The 19,406-nt window shown below is 59.2% G+C and carries 18 protein-coding genes and 2 pseudogenes; 11 read left to right on the top strand and 9 right to left on the bottom strand.

The features are described 5' to 3' along the window. The first annotated feature begins 87 nt into the window (after window positions 1-87). Window positions 88-354 carry a hypothetical protein gene (locus LB553_RS21230; protein WP_224516267.1) on the top strand — a complete coding sequence of 89 codons (267 nt, stop codon included), beginning with the start codon at window positions 88-90 and terminating at the stop codon, window positions 352-354. Here LB553_RS21230 and LB553_RS21225 read toward each other — a convergent pair. Beyond that, the gene (locus LB553_RS21225; protein WP_224516269.1) at window positions 289-792 is read right to left on the bottom strand and encodes a hypothetical protein; all 504 of its coding nucleotides are present in this window, start codon (window positions 790-792) and stop codon (window positions 289-291) included. The genes LB553_RS21230 and LB553_RS21225 overlap by 66 nt on opposite strands. 183 nt (window positions 793-975) lie before the next feature. On the opposite strand from LB553_RS21225, the pseudogene LB553_RS21220 reads away from it, so the two are divergent. Continuing rightward, window positions 976-1,466: pseudogene (locus LB553_RS21220) on the top strand (tyrosine-type recombinase/integrase); the annotation flags it as partial. 425 nt (window positions 1,467-1,891) lie between these two features. Here the strand turns inward: LB553_RS21220 and LB553_RS21215 are convergent. The 6 genes and pseudogenes from LB553_RS21215 to LB553_RS21190 form a co-directional block, all read right to left on the bottom strand. Next, window positions 1,892-2,074 (bottom strand): hypothetical protein, encoded by a 183-nt coding sequence (locus LB553_RS21215; protein ID WP_224516261.1) that lies wholly within the window; start codon window positions 2,072-2,074, stop codon window positions 1,892-1,894. Window positions 2,075-2,154: 80 nt separating this feature from the next. Next, window positions 2,155-2,349: a hypothetical protein gene (locus tag LB553_RS21210; protein ID WP_140762041.1), complete on the bottom strand. Its 195-nt coding sequence runs from the start codon at window positions 2,347-2,349 to the stop codon at window positions 2,155-2,157. Between the two features lie 149 nt (window positions 2,350-2,498). Beyond that, window positions 2,499-2,684 (bottom strand): hypothetical protein, encoded by a 186-nt coding sequence (locus tag LB553_RS21205; RefSeq protein WP_224516260.1) that lies wholly within the window; start codon window positions 2,682-2,684, stop codon window positions 2,499-2,501. Window positions 2,685-2,722: 38 nt separating this feature from the next. Continuing rightward, window positions 2,723-2,938, bottom strand: coding sequence for a hypothetical protein (locus tag LB553_RS21200; protein WP_224516259.1), 216 nt, complete (start codon window positions 2,936-2,938; stop codon window positions 2,723-2,725). Window positions 2,939-2,961: 23 nt separating this feature from the next. Continuing rightward, window positions 2,962-4,596: a chaperonin GroEL gene (gene groL, locus LB553_RS21195; RefSeq protein ID WP_224516258.1), complete on the bottom strand. Its 1,635-nt coding sequence runs from the start codon at window positions 4,594-4,596 to the stop codon at window positions 2,962-2,964. Window positions 4,597-4,652: 56 nt separating this feature from the next. After that, window positions 4,653-4,990 (bottom strand): annotated as a pseudogene (locus tag LB553_RS21190) (co-chaperone GroES). 493 nt (window positions 4,991-5,483) lie between these two features. Here LB553_RS21190 and LB553_RS21185 point away from each other — a divergent pair. The 4 genes from LB553_RS21185 to LB553_RS21170 all read left to right on the top strand — a co-directional run bounded on the left by LB553_RS21185 (window position 5,484) and on the right by LB553_RS21170 (window position 7,643). After that, window positions 5,484-5,744 carry a hypothetical protein gene (locus LB553_RS21185; protein WP_224516257.1) on the top strand — a complete coding sequence of 87 codons (261 nt, stop codon included), beginning with the start codon at window positions 5,484-5,486 and terminating at the stop codon, window positions 5,742-5,744. Beyond that, complete coding sequence (locus tag LB553_RS21180) at window positions 5,741-6,103, top strand: hypothetical protein (RefSeq protein WP_412033369.1); 363 nt, start codon at window positions 5,741-5,743, stop codon at window positions 6,101-6,103. Before LB553_RS21185 ends, LB553_RS21180 begins: the two co-directional genes overlap by 4 nt. Before the next feature lie 92 nt (window positions 6,104-6,195). Continuing rightward, window positions 6,196-6,438 carry a hypothetical protein gene (locus LB553_RS21175; RefSeq protein WP_224516265.1) on the top strand — a complete coding sequence of 81 codons (243 nt, stop codon included), beginning with the start codon at window positions 6,196-6,198 and terminating at the stop codon, window positions 6,436-6,438. A 386-nt stretch (window positions 6,439-6,824) separates the two neighbouring features. Further along, entirely contained in the window at window positions 6,825-7,643 is an 819-nt protein-coding gene (locus LB553_RS21170; RefSeq protein WP_224516256.1) for a transglutaminase-like domain-containing protein, read from the top strand. A 213-nt stretch (window positions 7,644-7,856) separates the two neighbouring features. On the opposite strand, the gene LB553_RS21165 is transcribed toward LB553_RS21170, so the two are convergent. Further along, the gene (locus LB553_RS21165; RefSeq protein WP_224516255.1) at window positions 7,857-8,444 is read right to left on the bottom strand and encodes a TetR/AcrR family transcriptional regulator; all 588 of its coding nucleotides are present in this window, start codon (window positions 8,442-8,444) and stop codon (window positions 7,857-7,859) included. Window positions 8,445-8,547: 103 nt separating this feature from the next. On the opposite strand from LB553_RS21165, the gene LB553_RS21160 reads away from it, so the two are divergent. From LB553_RS21160 to LB553_RS21140, 5 genes are all read left to right on the top strand, one after another. After that, entirely contained in the window at window positions 8,548-9,363 is an 816-nt protein-coding gene (locus tag LB553_RS21160) for an oxidoreductase (protein ID WP_224516254.1), read from the top strand. 79 nt (window positions 9,364-9,442) lie between these two features. After that, a complete protein-coding gene (locus LB553_RS21155) occupies window positions 9,443-10,444 on the top strand; it encodes an NADP-dependent oxidoreductase (RefSeq protein WP_224516253.1) in 1,002 nt (333 codons plus the stop codon). 515 nt (window positions 10,445-10,959) lie between these two features. Continuing rightward, window positions 10,960-14,058 (top strand): CheR family methyltransferase, encoded by a 3,099-nt coding sequence (locus LB553_RS21150; RefSeq protein ID WP_224516252.1) that lies wholly within the window; start codon window positions 10,960-10,962, stop codon window positions 14,056-14,058. Window positions 14,059-14,077: 19 nt separating this feature from the next. Next, complete coding sequence (locus LB553_RS21145; protein WP_224516251.1) at window positions 14,078-14,464, top strand: response regulator; 387 nt, start codon at window positions 14,078-14,080, stop codon at window positions 14,462-14,464. A 711-nt stretch (window positions 14,465-15,175) separates the two neighbouring features. Continuing rightward, a complete protein-coding gene (locus LB553_RS21140; RefSeq protein ID WP_224516250.1) occupies window positions 15,176-17,521 on the top strand; it encodes a hypothetical protein in 2,346 nt (781 codons plus the stop codon). Window positions 17,522-18,259: 738 nt separating this feature from the next. On the opposite strand, the gene LB553_RS21135 is transcribed toward LB553_RS21140, so the two are convergent. Further along, a complete protein-coding gene (locus tag LB553_RS21135) occupies window positions 18,260-19,024 on the bottom strand; it encodes a DUF4145 domain-containing protein (protein ID WP_224516249.1) in 765 nt (254 codons plus the stop codon). Window positions 19,025-19,406 lie beyond the last annotated feature (382 nt).

The following is a 19,406-nucleotide window of genomic DNA, read 5'->3' as shown; positions in this document are numbered from 1 at the left end:
CCATGAAGAACCTGGCCCATAGCGCATCCTTTGATTCGGAGGATAAGGATGCCCCATCAAAGCCTGGGATCAAACAACTAGGCGGACATATGCCGGCGGCGAGGTCATGAAAGCGATTCACTTCCCTACCCTCCTCGGGGTCTCTCGCGGGAAGAAGCCGCCCGGTACGTCGGCGTGGGCGTGACCAAATTCGATCAAATGGTCGCGGACCACCGCATGCCAAAGCCGAAGAAGGTTGACGGCCGCGTGATTTGGGATCGCTTGAAACTCGAAACCGCCTTTACCGAACTACCTGGAGACGATGAAGAGAATATCGTCGACTTCCTGTTGCAAGGGAATCATCGCAGGGAATAGATTCATTCTGCCATGAGCGACAAATATCCCGGCCTCTCCTCCTACACCGACCGACACGGCAAAGTTCGCTGGCGCTATCGGACGAAGGAGCGTGTTGTTAGTCTGCCCCCTCCAAACCAACGCGGTTTCAAGGATGCCTACCAAGCCGCGGTCGAAGGCCGGAAAGTCGCCAAGGCCCCCATCGTCCAAATGCCTGGAACTGCCCTGCCCGGCACATTTGGAGCCGCCTTTCAACGGTTGAAGATTTCGGTCAAGTAGCTCGCCCTTGACGAGGCCAGCAAGCTCAAGAACTCGCGGCTGATCGAAGAGTTTCTGGAACTGCGGGTGGTCCCTGATCACCCGCTCATCTGGCGCGACGTACCGGTCAAGAATCTTCGGCGTGTCCATGTTGAAGAGCTTCTTGGCCGCTTCATCGCCACGCCCCACAAGGCCAAGCATCTGTTGGTGGGCATACGCAAGTTGGTCTATGTCGCCCTACGTCAAGACTGGATCGAAATCGATCCCACGGCGGCGGTCGAGTGGCGCCCCGCCTATGCCGGCTGGAGAGCGTGGTCACGCGAGGCCATGGAGCAGTTCGAAAAGCATTGGCCGCTCGGCACCGCGGCACGCACTTGTTATGGGTTGGCACTGTGGCTTGGCAATCGCCGCGGCGACGTCGCGGACCTTCGCTGGGACCAGAGGGTCACCCGCCGTGTCTTCATCGAAGGCGTTGAGCGCCACTTCGACTGGTTTGATATCGTTCAAGCCAAGAACAGGGACGAACCGGCGGCAAGCGGCTTTTCGTGCCGATCACACCGATGCTTGCCGAAATCCTCAATGCCGCTGACAAGCGCGGCGAAACGGTCTTGGTCACGGCTTATGGCCAGCCCTTCTCCGCCAAATCCCTGACCGGCACCATGGCTCACTGGTGCAAGCTCGCCGGGCTTCCGAAAGGGCTGACGCTGCACGGACTGAGAAAGTCGCTTGGCGTTTATCTCGCCGAGGCAGAGGCCTCAACCAGACAGCTCATGGATGTGCTCGGTCACGACGACATCGATCATGCCGAACTCTATTCGCGCGAAGCATCGCAGGTTCGGCTGGCGGTCCAGGGGATGGATCGAGTCGTGCGTCTTGTGACGCGCAAGCCCATGCTTGGCGAACCTTTTGGCGAACCTGTTGGCGAACCTGCCCTTAAGCCATTGATAAATACGACAATGGTGGGCCCGGAGGATGTGTTGACGGTATTGATTTTATTGGCTTTTTCGTGGGCGAAAATCGAGAACTTTCCCGTATCTTTCCGCATGGTTCCGCAGACTATCTAGCTGGACCCACCGTTTCTCAACTATCCTGCTGGTATCTGGCCGATGGCGCGCATGCCGTCCCCGGCGGCTATCATGTGCCTACCTGATGTGGTAGCTGACGCTACTTGGCCCATCGGCGGCCGACCGATTTGGGGCCGGATGCGGAAGGGCAGCTTCAGGTCTTCGGATGCGCGATAGCGGACGTTTACCGTGGGTGCCTTGAAGGCTCGACCTGATCCAAAGCCGACGTAGGCGCATTAAATCAGGCGGTTGCTTTCAGCAAGGCGACGCGCCCGCCGTATCGTGCCGTCGGTGTCGGCGATCTTTCGTCTTGCGGCTTCGTCGCTTCTGATCGTCAGCCGCTTCGATAGGACTTTTGCGGCCTCGACGATTGGCTCGATCGTTACGACCGGAGCATCCGGGGTTTTCAAGTATCTCATGCTCATTATCCTTTCAGGCAAAAAATGAAAGCAAGGGCGGAGCAGCTGTTCGCTCCGGCAAGTTATGCACGGCGACAAGGTTACTTTCGTACGATCCAGGCCAGCAGTGCCGAATCAAAATCGGAGTTGCCGGTATAGTCGCGGATCAGAAGCGCGGCGTATCCGTGCCATTGATCCTCAGGGATCCGATTTTCGATGACCGATGTTCTGAAGGCGTCGCGCAGGATATTGCAGTCAAAAGTCGAAATCACATCGGCGGAATGATCGTTGTCCACAATGCGACTCCCATCGAGGGGCGGGAGTATGATGGACGCTCTCAAACGCCGGTGCCCATGTTCTGGCCGGCGACAATGGGACTGTACGCCCCCGACAGGTGGTTAGCGAATCATTTCGGCGGATTTATTCGTTGGTACATCGGTACAAGTCAGCGGCCGGCCTCTTCCCGCCGCTTGGCGTCTTGATCGTTCAGCCGGCTGACCATCTCGTACGCCTGGCCGGCATTGATGCCGACCATGATCTTGTGATCGGACTCGGCGGGCTGGCCGGTGAAGACGTCGAAAACGGTCCAGCTGTCCGGATGGTCCATACGAAGCGCGTAGCGGTTTGCCATATTCCGCGTCCTTTCGTTTTCGCCCGCCGCCGATCTGTTCAGGTCTGCAGAATGAAAAATACCGCCGCCAGAACAAGGACTGTCCACAGCACCACGCTGAGCTTCAAAGCCAGGCCCCCGTGCGACGAGAGACCCTCTCGCATACGGGCCGCCAGGTTCGTCATATTGCTGGATCTGGCCGGAGCCGCCACAATGGCGACCGGCGACTTGACCCCAAGCCTGCCGAACACCGGGAGCAGCGTCGGTTCACGCACGGCCTTCTCCTGGCGCCAAGGTCTCAGTATCCCATTCCGCCCATGCCGCCGCCGCCAGGTGAAGGTGCGGCATCCTTGGCCGGAATGTCGGTGATCATGGCTTCGGCGGTGATCAAAAGCGCTGCGATCGAGCCGGCATCCTGCAGTGCCGTGCGCACCACCTTTGCCGGATCGACGATGCCTGCCTTGATCATGTCGACATATACCTCGTTCTGGGCGTCAAAGCCCTGATTGTGGTCCTTGCTGTCGGCAAGCTTGCCGACGACGATCGAGCCTTCGACGCCAGAATTCTCAGCGATCTGGCGGATCGGCGCTTCGAGCGCGCGGAGCACGATCGAGATGCCCGCGGTGACATCGGCATTGGCGCTGGTCAGGCCCTTGAGCGCCGACCTGGCGCGCAGCAGCGCCACGCCACCGCCGGGCAGGATGCCTTCCTCGACAGCCGCGCGCGTGGCGTTCAGCGCATCGTCGATACGGTCCTTCTTTTCCTTGACTTCCGACTCCGTGGCACCGCCGACGCGGATCACCGCAACGCCGCCGGAGAGCTTGGCCAGCCGCTCCTGCAGCTTTTCCTTGTCGTAGTCGGAGGTGGTTTCCTCGATCTGGCCCCTGATCTGGGCGACGCGCGCCTGGATGGTGGCCTTGGTGCCGGCGCCGTCGATGATCGTGGTGGTTTCCTTGTCGATCAGCACGCGCTTGGCGCGACCGAGCATGTCGATGGTGACGTTTTCGAGCTTGACGCCGAGATCCTCCGAGATCATCTGGCCGGCGGTGAGCACGGCGATGTCTTCCAGCATCGCCTTGCGGCGATCGCCGAAGCCCGGCGCCTTGACGGCCGCGACCTTGAGGCCGCCGCGCAGCTTGTTGACGACCAGCGTGGCCAGCGCCTCGCCTTCGACGTCCTCGGAGATGATCAGCAGCGGCCTACCGCCCTGCACCACCGCTTCGAGGATCGGCAGCATCGCCTGCAGATTGCCGAGCTTCTTTTCGTGGATAAGCACATAGGGCTCTTCCAGTTCGACGCGCATCTTGTCGGCATTGGTGACGAAATACGGGCTGAGATAGCCGCGGTCGAACTGCATGCCCTCCACGACGTCGAGCTCGGTCTCGGCGGTCTTGGCTTCCTCGACAGTGATGACGCCGTCGTTGCCGACCCTGTCCATGGCCTTGGCGATCATCTCACCGACGCTTGCATCGCCATTGGCGGCGATGGTGCCGACCTGCGCGATCTCGGCCGACGACTTGACCTTCTTGGCCCGCGCCTTGATTTCCTCAACCACGGCAGTGACCGCCTGGTCGATGCCGCGCTTGAGGTCCATCGGGTTCATGCCGGCCGCGACCAGCTTGGCGCCTTCGCGCAGGATCGAGGCGGCCAGCACCGTGGCGGTGGTCGTGCCGTCACCGGCAAGGTCGTTGGTCTTCGAGGCCACTTCGCGCACCATCTGGGCGCCCATGTTCTCGAACTTGTCGGTAAGCTCGATTTCCTTGGCCACCGTCACACCGTCCTTGGTGATGCGCGGCGCGCCATAAGCCTTGTCGATGATGACGTTGCGGCCCTTGGGGCCGAGCGTCACCTTGACGGCGTTGTTCAGGAGCTCGACGCCGCGCAGCATCCGGTCGCGCGCGTCGGTGGAGAATTTGATTTCCTTGGCAGACATGATCGTTGATCCCGTTCGAAAATTGGAGTGCGCCGTTTGCCGTGAAGCCTGCCCGGTCAGGCGGCGTTCTTGACGGCCACTGTCTTGTCGACAATGCCGGTCTCGCTCTTGTCGATGATCCCCATGATGTCGGCTTCCTTCATGATCAGAAGGTCCTCGCCATCGATCTTGACCTCGGTGCCCGACCATTTGCCGAACAGGATGAAGTCGCCGGCTTTCACATCGGGCACGATCAAGACGCCGCTTTCGTCGCGCGCGCCCGGGCGACGGCGATCACTTCGCCTTTCTGCGGTTTCTCCCTGGCACTGTCGGGAATGATGATGCCGCCCTTGGAGTTGGTATCGCCTTCGGCGCGGCGAATGACGACGCGGTCGTGGAGTGGCCGGAATTTCATGGGGAACTTCTTTCTGTGGCCGGTATGGGCGACCGCTGCTTGTGTATAGGCGGGTTGGCACTCGATAGATAGGAGTGCCAGAATTATTTCTCGCCAATGGCCAAGAATTCGAGTGAAAAAATTTGAGCCGCACAGAAATTCATCCGCGCTGGTGGAAAACTTTCTGCCGGTTTGAATTTCGCAGGCGCGCATCTGTTATTTCAAGGGAAAAATAAAAGGCGTCGCGACCTTGTTTGGAAGTCAAATGAGGCGCATAGGTGAAATTCGTTGATTTGGTCGAGTTGGCTTTGTGTCAGAGCCCCGCCATTCACCACTGAATTCTCGAAAACGAGTGCACGCGCCGGTCCGGCGCACATTTCGTTCCGTTCGAACCTCTGGAATGACATCGACGCTGACCACGGATGTACTGGCTGCGTCGGGCATCATTCCGGTGGTTCGAGTGGGAATGATACGGAAACGCGCAGGCCCGCGTTTCCGCTGAAAGCCGCAACAAATGACCAGCCGCACTACACCAGCTGTCGTTCGCTTCAAGTCGGCGTTTTCGCTGCCCGGCTTCGATGCACCGCAACCACCCGGGGATTACCGCGTCGATCATGACGAGGAAGCCCTCGAAGGAGCTTCCCTGATCGCGTGGCGCCGCGTCGCCACCTTCATTCACCTGCCGGCGATCTCCGCAAACGGTGCTACGCGGCAGATGGTGCCGATCGAACCGGCATCGCTCAAAGCCGCACTGGAGCAGGACCAGAGACAATGATGAGAACCACGACGATGACGCAACGCAACGCACGCCCGGTCCGCCGCGAAGCCGCAACGCATCTATTTGCCGTCGGACAGGCTGTCCGGCTGAAGGGCGGCTTCGGCACGTTTCCAAAGACTTCGGAAATCTACCGAATCACAGCCAGAATCCCGCCGAGGGAAGATTCGGCGCAATACCGCATCCGCAACGACGGCGAACTTCATGAACGGGTGGCGACGCAAGACAGTCTCGACCCGGTCGCCACATCGCCGGGTGATACCATAACGCTCATCGAAAGGACGTTCGCACATGGCAAAGGGACAGAAACGCTCGAGCCGGGAAATCAGGAAACCGAAGCAGGAAAAGGTCCTGCCTAAGCCTAAAAGCGTGTTCGGCGCCCAGACCAGACTCGCTAACGTCAGTACCCCTCGCGGCAAAGGCGAGAACTGACACGGCGAGACGGATGACGATGAAGATCATGATCGAATTCTATCGCACCCGAGAAGCGGACGATGCGCATGCCGTGCTCGGCCGCGAGACGGCGGAAGCCGCCGACCTCCACGATGCGATCGAAATCGCCAGGCTTTTGGCTGGGACCCTGAACATGCCGCAGCGGCCGGACGCCATGACGATTGCCGATGCGAATGGCGCAACGCTCTATTCGGGCGTTCTCGTCGGGGAGGCGATTAATGCGGAACGGCTAACATCATGAGTGGCCATAAGAACGAAAGCTGTCGGACCCGCAACGTCGCCGCGCTTGCGGTCTGGGAAAATGAGGGCGGCGCGTCCGGGCGCGATTTTTATGGACCATCAAATGGCCCTCGAGTGGAAGTTGATCGCTCCTGGACCGACTTCCACGTTTTCAGCGCGCAACGCCGCCCGCCTCGCCGATCACGACGGCTTGCTTCTTGGTCGATGTCGAGGCGTCGCGAAATCGGATATCGCCTTGGCCGAGACCGGGGCTGCTGAAACAAGATACCTTTCAGCATTCGACGCCTTGCTGATGTCCATCCGTGATGTTCCTTGCCAAGCCTACTCCCGCAACCGTCGCGATTCCTGCACTCTGACCCCCGCTGATTTCCGGCAGGCAAGATCCACATGCTGATCCGCTACGGTTATGAGATCACGCTGACCTGCCAGCAACCGACCGCATTGGTATGCCTGCTATCGGTCCACGACGACCGCGCGGCCGACATCAGGATTCCCGAAACGGTCTTCACCACGCCCGATGTTCGGACATCGACCTACCATGATCTCTTTGGCAACCGATGCCGGCGGCTTGTCGCCCCCGCGGGCGACCTGACGATGTGGGGCGATGCAACGATCGAGGACGACGGCAAGATAGACAGGCTACTGCCAGCTGCCCGCGAAGTAGCGGTGTGGGGTTTGCCGGACGGCTGCCTTGTCTACCTGATGGGCAGCCGCTATTGCGAAACCGATCGTCTCAGCCAGGCGGCGTGGGACATGTTTGGCGCCACTGCCCCAGGGTGGGGCCGCGTGCAAGCAATCTGCGACTTCGTCCACGGTCATATTCAATTCGACTACATGCAGGCCAGATCGACGCGAACGGCCTTCGAGGCGTATCAGGAACGCATAGGCGTGTGCCGCGACTTCGCCCATCTCGCGCTGACTTTGTGCCGCTGCCTCAATATTCCTGCACGCTATGTCAACGGACATCTCGGCGACATCGGGGTCCCGGTCGTCGACCCCATGGACTTCAGCGCCTGGATCGAGGTCTTCCTGGACGGTGCCTGGCATACTTTTGATCCCCGAAACAACACGCCCAGGATTGGCAGGATCGTCGTGGCCCGCGGCCGCGATGCAGCCGACATTCCGCTCATCAACTCCTTCGGCCCGCATGTTCTCAAAGGGTTTCGGGTCTGGACCTACGAAGTGCAGAACCTTCATCTCACATGAACAATTTGAGGGCGGGGCGCGGCCTCTCGATCTGTTGAATTAGGGGTCGTTGCTGGCGCAATCCTGTTGGGCTGCTTCTGACAAGAAAGCGGGGCCGGAGGCAGACTGTCCGGTTTCGGGCTTCGGATGTTCAATATCGGATCTTGGGGCCGGCGCGCGCATCGTGAACTAAGCCAAGCAGAGCTATCCTCGCATACAACACGCCCAGACGCGTCACGAAGCCTCGTCATCCCGACGCGGCTGGATCAGCGCCCGCGCCGCGTCTGCTCCTGCCGCCAGGATGCGATCCGACAGTTCCGTCCCTTCAACGGCCCGGGCCATCTGAAGGGCGCCGATAAGGGTCGCAAAGATGCCCAGCGCAACGCCCTCCGGATCCCGGACCTGCGGCGACAGTTCCGCCGATACCTGACGCACCTGGGTCAGCAAGCACTCGGTATAGAGTTGACGTGTTTCGGTAGGCTCGCGTGCGATTTCGGGCAACAACGCGGCAGACGCGCAGCCCTGTCCCGGATTGTCCCGGTGCACCGCCGACAGATAGGCATCGATGGCCATATCCAGGCCGCCGGCGGCCAACGCTTGGCGGATTTGGTCTGACTGAGCCTCCAGAGCCGCTGCCACGCTTTCACGGACAAGCGCCGCCTTGGATTGAAAATGCGGATAGAAAGCCCCGTTGGTCAGCCCGGCGTCTTTCATGACGCTTGCCAGACCGGACGCAGCGATGCCGTCACCGCGAAAACGGTTGGCGGCAACCTCCATGATCCGGCCGCGCGAGGCGTCCTTCCGGCCCTTTTCATAGCGCATGGCTGCGCCTCCTTTCCTCTATTGTATTATGAGCGTAATGTGATATTACGATCATAATTCAACTGAGGCGAAAAAGCTAGCCCTCATGATTTTGGAGCACCAAATGAACAGGAATTCGGGAAAGACCGCGCTCGTAACCGGAGCGTCCTCGGGCATCGGACGCGCCAGTGCGGAAGCGTTGGCGCGAGCAGGATTTACCGTGTTCGGAACAAGCCGCCGCGAGCTCGGCGACAGCCCGAACGGAGTAACCATGCTCGTTTGCGACGTGACCGACGATGAGGCCGTTGCCGCACTCGTTTCGACGATACACGCCCGGACCGGCCGCATCGATCTGCTGGTCAACAATGCCGGCGTCGGCCTGCTTGGAGGGGCCGAGGAATCCTCCGTCGCCCAGGTGCAGGCCCTGTTCGACGTCAATCTGTTCGGCGTCATGCGCGTGACGAATGCAGTGTTGCCGTCCATGCGGCGGCGTGGCGAGGGGCGCATCATCAATATCGGCTCGATCTTGGGATTGGTACCCGCGCCATATTCGGCGCATTACTCCGCGGTCAAGCACGCGCTCGAAGGTTACTCGGAATCGCTCGATCATGAGCTTCGCGCCTTCAACGTTCGCGTCTCGGTCATCGAGCCGGCATTCGTGCGCACCGTCTTCGACCAGAACGGGATCGAGCCGGATTCTGTTTTGAAGGAATACGATCGGGCGCGAGCCGGCTTCAAGGCGCTGCTTGCCGATGTGATGCCCAAAGCCGATCGGCCTGAAGTGGTTGCGGATGTGATCGTCAAAGCGGCGACCGCCAAGCAGCCGCGACGGCGCTACACCGCCGGCAAGGCAGCGCGTCAAGTCAGCCTGTTGCGTCGCTTCGCGCCCGCCGGGATGTTCGACAAGACCTTGCGCAAGCAGTTCCGCTTGCCCGCCTGAACGGCCCAACAAGGTCTGCCAGCTCAGGAACTCCGGCTCGTCTCATGGGTCATCGAAAGCCATTTCAGAAAGTGAACAGATGAAAGCCTTTGTCGTCGACAAATATGGAAAGAAGGGCACATTGCGGCTTGCCGAGGTGCCCGAGCCGGATCTGCAGGATAACGATGTCCTGGTCGCGATCCACGCCGCCGGCGTGAACCTTCTGGATATCAAGATCCGGGACGGAGAGTTCAAACCTATCCTGCCCTATCGCGCGCCCTTCATCCTAGGCCACGACGTGGCAGGCATAGTCGTCCGGGTCGGATCGAAAGTCCGCCGATTCAAACCCGGCGACGAAGTCTATGCGCGGCCGCGCGATGGCCGGGTCGGGACATTCGCTCAATCCATAGCCATGAATGAAGCCGATGTGGCGCTGAAGCCAAAAAACCTTAGCATGGAAGAGGCCGCATCGGTGCCGCTTGTCGGCCTCACGGCCTGGCAGGTGCTGGTCGAAAAAGCCAACCTGAAGAAGGGCCAGAAAGTCTTCATCCAGGCCGGCTCCGGCGGTGTCGGGACCTTCGCCATCCAGCTGGCCAAGCATCTTGGCGCGACGGTCGCGACAACAGCAAGCGCGGCGAGCACCGATCTGGCCAAGAGTCTCGGCGCTGATATCGTCGTCGACTATAAGAAAGACGATTTCGAAAAAGTCTTGCAGGGCTACGACGTCGTCCTGAACAGCCAGGACGCCAAAACGCTCGAAAAATCCCTGCATGTGCTGAAGCCGGGCGGCAGGCTGATCTCCATCTCCGGTCCGCCAGATCCTGAATTCGCCAGTGAAAAGGGCCTCAACGTAGTCCTTAAACTGGTCCTGCGCCTGCTGAGCCACGGCATACGCCGCAGGGCCAAACGCGCCGGTGTCGGCTATTCGTTCCTGTTCATGCGAGCGCAGGGTGATCAGTTGGGCAAGATCACGTCGCTGATGGAATCCGGCGTCATACGCCCAGTCGTCGATCGGATTTTCCCATTCGAACAGACCAACGAGGCATTGGCTTACGTCGAGACCGGGAGGGCAAAAGGCAAGGTCGTCATCAAGGTCAGGTAGCAATTCCGTTGCTTTTTAGGAACTCAAGACGGCCTCGGTCGATAGCCATTCAAGAGCAAACCCGTCTTCCAGCACAGTCGTTCGGGGAGCAGACTTTCGCAAGCGCCAACAGCATCCTTAGACGGGCGTGACGGCGTGCTGACCGTCGGATCATGGCCGGAGCGGCAGGTCTTGAAGGCAATCGACGAAAGCAGCGGTTTGGGGAAACAACCTTAGGTTGGCAACTTCGGCCGCACTGCGCGCTGGTGCGGCAAGAGAGCCATGAAATCAACGCCTGCATGGAAGATGCCAACTGATCGAAATCAAACCCGCTCGCGTTCTTCCAAAGGGTACCGGCGACAACAGAAGAGTGTAGAAGCTGGTCATTTCGTGCATCGGGCCCAAAAGCCGCTAGAAATAGAAACCGCTCGCCGATTACATCAGTTCTTTCAGCGACTAAGGTGGGATGCGCATGTGCCTCGACAATCGGCGACGCCTCCGTTGTCGGTGTCATTGCACAGCGCTAGATTAAGCTTATGACATTGCAGACCCCCCTCATCGTAGGTATCGGCGCCTCGGCTGGGGGTATTCCGGCACTTGAGGGCTTTTTTCGAGAACTTCCCAACGATAGCGGGATGGCGTTTATCATTGTGACCCATCTCAGCCCCGAACGGCGTAGCTTGCTGCACGAGGTCATCGGCCGTTATACCGCGATTTCCGTTCTTGTTGCCGAAGAGGGGGCGGAGCTGCGGGCGAACACGGTACACGTCATGCCCGAGGGCAAGATCCTGACGGTTAGGGATGGCAGACTGCGGCTGACAGACGACGATCCGGTGCACCGGGAACGCAAGCCGATCGATATACTCTTCGCCTCGTTGGCCCAAGATCAGGGCGAGAATGCAGTTGGCATCGTGCTCTCCGGTGGCGATTCCGATGGAACGCTGGGGGTCAAGGCGATCAAGGAGAGCGGCGGCATTACCATGGCGCAGGCGCAAGATGGTTCGGGTCCGCGAAATCCGGAAATGCCCGCCAGCGCCATGGCAAGCGGTCTGATCGACTTTGCCGAGCCGGTCGAGCATATGCCTGAACGACTGCTCCAGATCCGGGACAGCCTCAGCGCATTCGATGGTCTCATCAATCATCAACAGGACCGACAACGCGACGAAGTTCAGCGCGTTCAAAAAGAGATTTCGAGCCTGCTGCGCAGCCACGCGGGACACGACTTTTCCGGATATAAGCCTCGGACCTTTATGCGCCGTGTCGCCAGACGGATGAAGGTTGTTCACTTGCAAACGCTCGAGGCCTACCAGCAGCGCCTCCACGATGACCCTTCCGAGGTGCTGGCGCTGTTCCGGGACCTGCTCATCAATGTCACCAATTTCTTCCGCGACAACGATGCCTTCTCAGCACTGGAGGAACAAGTCCTGCCGCGGCTGTTTGAGGGGCGCGGTGCCGACGAAACGATCCGGCTGTGGGTGCCCGGATGCGCCACCGGCGAAGAAGTCTACTCGCTGGGCATTTTGATGCGCGAGCAGATGGAGGGACTCGAGATCACGCCCCGGGTTCAGATCTTTGCCACGGATATCGATGAGGAGGCGCTGTCGGTCGCACGGGCTGGACGCTACCCGCCCGCCCTTTTGGCAGACATGAATCCCGAGAGGCTCAAGCGCTTCTTCCGCCGCGACGGCGTCAGTTATGTCGTCTCCAAGGATGTGCGCGAGATCTGCATCTTTTCTCCACACAACGTCATCTCCGATCCGCCGTTCTCGCGCATGGACCTCGTCTCCTGCCGGAATCTGTTGATCTACCTCGGCGGTGAACTCCAGAGTCAGGTCATCCCGACTTTTCATTACGCGCTCAAGCCAGGGGGCTATCTCTTCCTCGGTACCTCTGAAGGCGTCGCCCGGCACGCCGATTTGTTTGCGCCGCTCGACAAGCAAAACCGCATCTTCCAGGCCCGCGACCATGGCGGCGTATCGCGGTTGCGCCGTCTACCAATGGCCGTAGACCATTCAGGCCTGCGGCAGCGGGGCGTTACGTCTGACCGTGACCAATTTGATGCAAACGGCGTCCAGCTGCGCCAGCGGGCCGAGTTGCAGGTTCTCGAACGGCATGCGCCGGCGCATGTAGTGATTACCCACGATGGAGAGATCCTCCACTATTCGTCGAACACCGACCGCTTCCTCGGGATGCCCAAGGGCGTGCCCAACCGGCACCTGTTCGATCTGGCACGGCGCGAGCTGCGGGCTGATCTTCGGGCAGCTCTGCGTCAGGCAATGGAAACAGGACGCTCCGCCAGCCGTCAGGTGTTGATGCTCGACCAGAACAGCGAGAGCGGCAACATCACCGACTTAACGATAGAGCCTCTAGACGGGCCTAAAGGGCGTGAATCGCTGTTTCTTGTGTTGTTCACGCCGGTCGGGCGCTGGCGGCACCCGTCCACGGTCGAAGGCGCGGAACGGCAAGCAGAAGAAGCGGAGGCTGTGGCGGAAGGCGAGTTGCGGGAGTTGCGCGAACGTCTCCAATCCACAATCGAGGAATACGAGACCGCCATTGAGGAGCTTAAGTCGTCCAACGAAGAACTGGTTTCCGTCAACGAGGAGGCTCAGTCGACGAACGAAGAGCTTGAGGCCTCCAAGGAGGAGATGCAGTCGCTCAACGAGGAACTGACGACGATCAACGCAGAACTAGCGAGCAGCGTTGAGGATCTCGACCGCGCGAACACCGATCTGAGGAACCTGTACGCCGCCACGCAGATCGCCACGGTATTCCTCGACGGCAATCTCGTGATTCGTAACTTTACTCCCGCCGCGGCCGATTTCTTCGGCCTGCGTCAGGCGGACATCGGAAGGCCCCTGACCGAATTGGCGGGGGCGTTGCAGTATCCCGATCTCGAGACGCAGGTGCGCAAGGTCTTTCGCTCAGGCGAAGGCATCGAACGCCAGCTTTCCGCTGAAGACAGCGGAACGCACTACCTTGTGCGCCTCGCTCCATACCGCAACCACGATGAGGAGGTCGGGGGTGTCGTCATCACCATCGTAGACGTCGCCTCGCTCGTGCGAGCGGAGCAACAGCAGAAGGTTCTGATTTCGGAATTGAACCACCGGGTCAAGAATATGCTCGCGGTGGTCATCAGCATTGCAAAGAGCACACGCAAGACGGCGCCCTCCCTAGAGCAATTTTCGGACACCCTGATTGGTCGCTTACATGGGATGGCCCGCGCCTATTCGCTTCTGTCCGAGGCCGACTGGACGAAGGTGTCGATCCGGGATCTCGTCCGTGCGGAGGCTGAGACGTTCGGCGTGGAGCGCCTGGAGCTGGATGGGGCCGAGGTCGCCCTTGCGCCGCAGCACGCGCTTTCGCTGGGCATGGTGATTCATGAAATTGCGACAAACGCAGCCAAATACGGTGCTCTATCGAACGAGACCGGCGGTGTCTCTGTGAATTGGAAGCATGAGCACGGACGCATCCGGCTTCAATGGATCGAAAAAGGCGGCCCCAAAGTCCAAGCGCCGGAACGAAAGGGCTTCGGCCTTGTTCTGGTCGAGGGACAGGTGAAACAACAATTGGGCGGCGAGTTGGACCTAAGGTTTCCCCCAGGAGGATTTGTTCTTGAATTGAGCTTTCCGCTGTAAGGCTAAAAGTGATGGACCAATGGCAGAGGGTGAAAAAGATGGCAGGCTGCGGCAATTTACTGTCCTGATCGTCGAGGATGAGTGGCTTGTTGCCATGGACCTGGCCGACGAATTGGCGGCGGCGGGATATCAGGTAGTCGGACCGGCGCTTTCCGTCTCGCTGGCCCTTGAGCTCATTGAGCAAACGACAGTCGATGGAGCCCTTCTTGACGTCAATCTGGGGGGAGAGACGTCATATCCCATCGCGGAGAGCCTACTGGCAAAGGGCATTCCCTTTGCGTTCGTCAGCGGATATGCGGCCAGCCAGCTTCGGGCGGACTTCAAAGACTTCCTTCTGCTCAGCAAGCCAGTGCAGCCCGATGCGCTGCGTAGCGGCCTTGAACGAATGCTGCAACGGGACGTCTAGTCCAGCCACATCCAAAAACGTGCGGCAAATGCAGCCGATGCCCGTGGGCGTTGTCCGCTTACATTTCAATCCGAACCTTTCCGTACGACCGACATCAGGCGCAAAGTGGCCGCTTCACGTGACCCATTCTAGCATGCCGCAACACTTTCTCTCGGCGGCCTCTATAAGGGCACAATCACCGAGTGCAACAGTTTTAGCAACCCGCCTCACCAGCTTCATGTGTATCAAAGGTCACTCGCGCCTCTCAAAGCAAAAACCGTTCCGGTTAGACCGGGACGGTTATTTCTTTATGATAGAATTGGTTGCCGGGAAGCGACCACCGGCATCGACATTCGCCAATCGTGTCGTGTCTGTCCTCTGTTTGAGTGCAGCCGTCCTTGGGCGCATGGCTGATTTCGTCCTCACCGTCGGACGAATTTGTCGCCAATGCCACCTTCGCGCCGGCGCCGACACCGGTACCAAGGGATCGAAGGTCTCGATTGGGGCCTAAGGACGAAAACCCGCTGCCGGGAGCGCGCCTGCGGTTGAGGTAGCCATCAAGAACCGGTCGTCGCCCCGCATTGAGCGGAGCATCTTAGCAAAAATCGCTGGAAACGGCTTCGACCCTAGGACGCTGCCTGGCAAATTTTGACGACGCCAAACCGAAAGAATCGGCTATTGGCCGCCCCCGCTTCTCTCCCAATGCTGCTATCAGTGCCTGAAATTTCGAATATGAAACTGCTTTCGCGTAAGATATCCGATTTCTGCCGCCTCCGTGTCTCCAGCGTTCTGCCGCCTCATGAGGCTGAGCGCGTGCGGGAGTATATGCTGGATCTGATTGCACAGCGTCGGCAGCCGCCCCGCAAGGGCCGTGTCTACGACTGGAATGAAATCGCCTCTCACTGCACCGTCGACACAGACGCATTGGCCCGCGCACGGAAAGCTATCGAGCCGGGGCTTGACGCTATTGCGCGCGCCCTGAAAGACGGACCCAAACCTGCCACCCCCTCCCCTCGATTGCACTCTGCAGAAGTGCCCGGTCGGGCTCGAAGCGATAGGGGTAAACGATCACCCGGCCGGCCACCGATTGGTCAGCCAAGCGAGGCGCCGAAACAGGAGCTAGCTTCGCGAAAACTCAATCGACAGAAGCCTGGGACGAAGCCTCGCGTCATCGAGGAATTTCCGACGCCCCTCTTCGATCAATGGATTGATCCGCCGACATTTCAGGAAGCCCTGAAACTGCATATGCGTCGCCATGGCGACAGCTACTGGCATCTCCATCGCGCCGTCGTTCGGGACGGCGAGACATTCGATCATTCAACCATCCGCCATTGGCTGCAAGGTTCGAAGGCGCCGCGAAGCGTCGCTAGCATGGAATTACTCGGCCGCATCGAGCGACGCTACCGGCTGCCGGAGGGATATTTTAAAGCAACGCTTCCGCACCCAACACGTTCTGTCTCGGGTCACATTCTTGATGACATCGGACCTGCCGAAAGGCGGAGGCTTGCCTGGCATCTCCCGGACGATTTCAACTACCGTCCACGAGAAGAGCAGGAAGAGATCCTCGAATGGGTCCGGCGTGTCATCGTCAGCGGTTCGACGGATTACAGGCGCTTCCAAGCAGCTGCCCTGAAGCAGCGATACGCCATCCGTTTTCCCGGCGTCACCTATGGACAGGCAGCCGCCGCCAACGATGGCGACCATGTAGACGGCGCCAATGAGATCGAAGCCACCCCATTTACCGATCCCGACCTGATCTCGGGCGTGATCGACGCGCCGCCGATGCTCGCCATGGAAATGGCCGACCTGATCCGGTTTAAGACGGCGACCTTGACCGCCTTCGGCCTTCAACGCAACGGCGTTTGGGGCGAAGAGACCGCGTCGCAGAAGATCGAGCATCTGGGTCTTATGTTCGGAGCCTTGGCCGCTCATCCGCGAGGCAATGTTCGCGGCTACGGCGTCCCTACGCAACATCTCACATTCGGCCTGCTGGTCTTCCCATCGGTCTGGGATTGGTACGTACAATGGCGCGAACGGCGGCGCGGATTCTACACGACCTGGGAAATCGACATGCTGCGCATCTCGCTTGCCCTCACCCGCAAGGACACCGGTTGGCTTCGCCAGCACGCGAATCTCGCAGCGCGGCTCCATCCCATTGCCGGTCTCGTCTCCCGGATGGACATCGATAGGGCTAAGGCTGACTGGGACGACGCTTGCGACGTGTATTTCAAGCATGCTTCGTCGCGCGTGAAAGAAATTCAGCGCGTCGCGCGCGTCCATCGCGATCCCTTCGAACCAATCATGCCGGTCCTGGAGGCCGACAGCCCGGTCGGCGAGTATCGCAAGATCACTGAGGAGATTCTGCGGCTGATGCCTGACGAACGCCTTTATCGGCGCCCCGCGGCTGAAAATGTGCGCTCGTTCTTAATGTTACGCCTGGGACTGCATTTGGGGCTTCGTCAAAAGAATCTTCGCCAGCTCATGGTTTGCGAGCGGGGCCATTTGCCGCGATCGGAACGCCAACTCGCCGACATGAAACGTGGTGAAATCCGTTGGAGCGACCGCGACAAGGGCTGGGAGGTTTTGATCCCGTCGGTTGCGTTCAAGAACGCCAACTCATCCTATTTCGGCAACAAGCCATTCCGCCTGATCCTTCCCAACCTTGGCGGCCTCTACGAAAAGATCCAAGCGTATATCGATCGACACCGACGCGTGCTCCTCGCAGGAACCGATGATCCGGGCACCTTCTTCGTCAAGACGGTGAAGACAACGAGCAGGGATGCCAGCTACGATCAGAACACCTTCTACGAGGCTTGGCGGCTGACGATCCAGCGCTATGGGATCTACAATCCTTACACGAAGCGAGGCGCTATTGCCGGTCTTCTACCCCACGGACCGCATAATGTGCGTGACGTCCTGGCGACGCATATTCTAAAGCAGACGGGCTCCTACGAGCAGGCCAGCTATGCCATCCAGGACACGCCCGACATGGTCGCCCACCACTACGGGCGCTTTCTACCCCAAGACAAGGCAGCACTCGCTGCGCGAATTCTGAACCAGGTTTGGGAAGCGGCGTGAGCTCGCCCGGACCTTCATGCGAAGGCCTGCTGGTGTCATCGAAATCGCTTCCCCTATCAACCCGACGCCTAACGGACCTCCCTATTCGTACGCCTTCGCCGCACCCCACCGCAGCTATCGATCAAAGCACTGTTCGACCTAGAAGCTCTGCGTTAAGTGTTGCTGGTGCGATAACAAGAAGGAATTCGACAACCGAAACGACAATTGAGCAGGCCTGCCGAGCTAACCACTTGCAATGGCACACTAAAATCTGAGGATTTTGGTGTAACCCATTGATATTTATAATGTGGTGGGCCCGGAGGATGCGGCATGGGTATTGATTTCATTGCGTTTTTCGTGGGCCAAAATCACGAAGCTTCCCGTATCCTTCCGTATGCTTCCGCGAGCAACCAGCCAGCTACTTACCGAAGTCTCCATCGCCTCGGCGTCAAGAGTTGGCCATAGGTTCAAACCACGGACGCCCAGCCACCGAAACCGAATTCGCTGATCGCCAAGGTTTGATCGGCGATGGACTCCGAGATGACGCAGATACCCGGAAGTCGCCAAGCTTTCCAGATGTGATTCGGCAGACCACCGCCAAACCGAGTGCTTACCGCGTTAAAGGCTGCAGGAGGCGAAAGCGGACAGAATCCCCCAGTCATCACAGTCCCAATTCCACCTAACCCTTGAGCTTATCAGGGGCGGGCAGGCGCAGACGCGTACGTCCCGGTTTTGCTCAAGGAGGCGCAAGTGACCGAACTACGTTGATGAAGACTTCGTCTTGCCCTTGCTCTTGATAAGCAACTTCGCCATAGCGGCTTTGGCGGCTGATTTCTTGTCAATAAGCTCGGCAACGACCCCCTCGAACAGCTCGAACCCCGCAAGCAGCACTTCCGTAGATGTCATCCCCGAGTGGCTGGCGTGATTGCCGATCCACCGGAGAGCATCTAACGCATCCTTGTGACCTTTTTTCTTCGCCTCTAGCTTGTCAATTCTGGACGCGAGTGACAGAGGGACGCGTTTCTTTTTGGTGTTGATGGTTGTCTTTGGAATGTTCAGGTCGTCGAGTAGGCTTTCTACGGCCACCCGAAGTCTGTTGGCAGCGGACGCTTCGTCGGACCAAAAGAGTCCGAAAGATGCCCAAAGATGCGTTGAGGTCACATCGGAAAGTTTTTTTGAAACCGCGATAATCGGTGGAGCGGGAAACAACGACTTTGGCAACAGAGTCGAAACCATGCCCCAGGTGTTTACCTCTTTGATAAACTTCTCTTGCGTTCCAGTCTCACCCGAGACGGCGATGATCTCGGTGCAAGAGTTATTTCCGCATTCCAAAAAGCAGACAAACCGCTGTGTTGACCAATCCGGCTCCCAATCAGGCGTCGCTCTAGCCGCTTTGGAGTATCCGGTTTCAAGAACCTTGAGAGTATCCTTCCTCAGTCGAAGCTTGCTTGAACAACGAGGGCACGGGAAAGGCGGAGAAAAATCGTCAAAACTGAACTCTTTCCGCCACAGTTCTTCGTTCATGGGGTTCACTCGACCAAAGTTGAAATGCGGACGCTTATAGGAGGAAATCTGCCTACAGCGCCATCACTGCACCGTTCGCGGTCTGAAGCACCGTTTCACGCTTTCACATCTTCCACATGGGAGATGAGATGGCCAATGCCGCAAACCCGGCACTATTAAGAAATTCATCGCATCTAACGCAACGGTTACACCCACCGACAGCTATTGGCGCACGGACGGCAGGATGCCACCCTGAAGCAATGTCCAACCCGCGCGATATCGGCCTCGATGACCGAGATGGCGGCGCGCGTATCCGTCGTGGCCTCGCAGCTTGAACATTCGCGAGGCACAGTTCGCGGCGGCGCGTCCAACCGACCTCCTCCGGCAACTCATCAGAACCATA

The organism is Mesorhizobium sp. CA8 (assembly GCF_020164955.1).
In the GTDB taxonomy this organism is placed as follows: domain Bacteria; phylum Pseudomonadota; class Alphaproteobacteria; order Rhizobiales; family Rhizobiaceae; genus Mesorhizobium.
The sequence above is the reverse complement of the archived record's forward strand: the minus strand, read 5'-3'. Positions and strand labels throughout refer to the sequence as shown.

Coding starts and splice junctions, on each gene's coding strand:
- LB553_RS21225 (WP_224516269.1), bottom strand. CDS start 792: ATGCTTGGCCTTGTGGGGCGTGGCGATGAAGCGGCCAAGAAGCTCTTC.
- LB553_RS21215 (WP_224516261.1), bottom strand. CDS start 2,074: ATGAGATACTTGAAAACCCCGGATGCTCCGGTCGTAACGATCGAGCCA.
- LB553_RS21205 (WP_224516260.1), bottom strand. CDS start 2,684: ATGGCAAACCGCTACGCGCTTCGTATGGACCATCCGGACAGCTGGACC.
- groL (WP_224516258.1), bottom strand. CDS start 4,596: ATGTCTGCCAAGGAAATCAAATTCTCCACCGACGCGCGCGACCGGATG.
- LB553_RS21185 (WP_224516257.1), top strand. CDS start 5,484: ATGACCAGCCGCACTACACCAGCTGTCGTTCGCTTCAAGTCGGCGTTT.
- LB553_RS21180 (WP_412033369.1), top strand. CDS start 5,741: ATGATGAGAACCACGACGATGACGCAACGCAACGCACGCCCGGTCCGC.
- LB553_RS21175 (WP_224516265.1), top strand. CDS start 6,196: ATGAAGATCATGATCGAATTCTATCGCACCCGAGAAGCGGACGATGCG.
- LB553_RS21170 (WP_224516256.1), top strand. CDS start 6,825: ATGCTGATCCGCTACGGTTATGAGATCACGCTGACCTGCCAGCAACCG.
- LB553_RS21165 (WP_224516255.1), bottom strand. CDS start 8,444: ATGCGCTATGAAAAGGGCCGGAAGGACGCCTCGCGCGGCCGGATCATG.
- LB553_RS21160 (WP_224516254.1), top strand. CDS start 8,548: ATGAACAGGAATTCGGGAAAGACCGCGCTCGTAACCGGAGCGTCCTCG.
- LB553_RS21155 (WP_224516253.1), top strand. CDS start 9,443: ATGAAAGCCTTTGTCGTCGACAAATATGGAAAGAAGGGCACATTGCGG.
- LB553_RS21150 (WP_224516252.1), top strand. CDS start 10,960: ATGACATTGCAGACCCCCCTCATCGTAGGTATCGGCGCCTCGGCTGGG.
- LB553_RS21145 (WP_224516251.1), top strand. CDS start 14,078: ATGGCAGAGGGTGAAAAAGATGGCAGGCTGCGGCAATTTACTGTCCTG.
- LB553_RS21140 (WP_224516250.1), top strand. CDS start 15,176: ATGAAACTGCTTTCGCGTAAGATATCCGATTTCTGCCGCCTCCGTGTC.
- LB553_RS21135 (WP_224516249.1), bottom strand. CDS start 19,024: ATGAACGAAGAACTGTGGCGGAAAGAGTTCAGTTTTGACGATTTTTCT.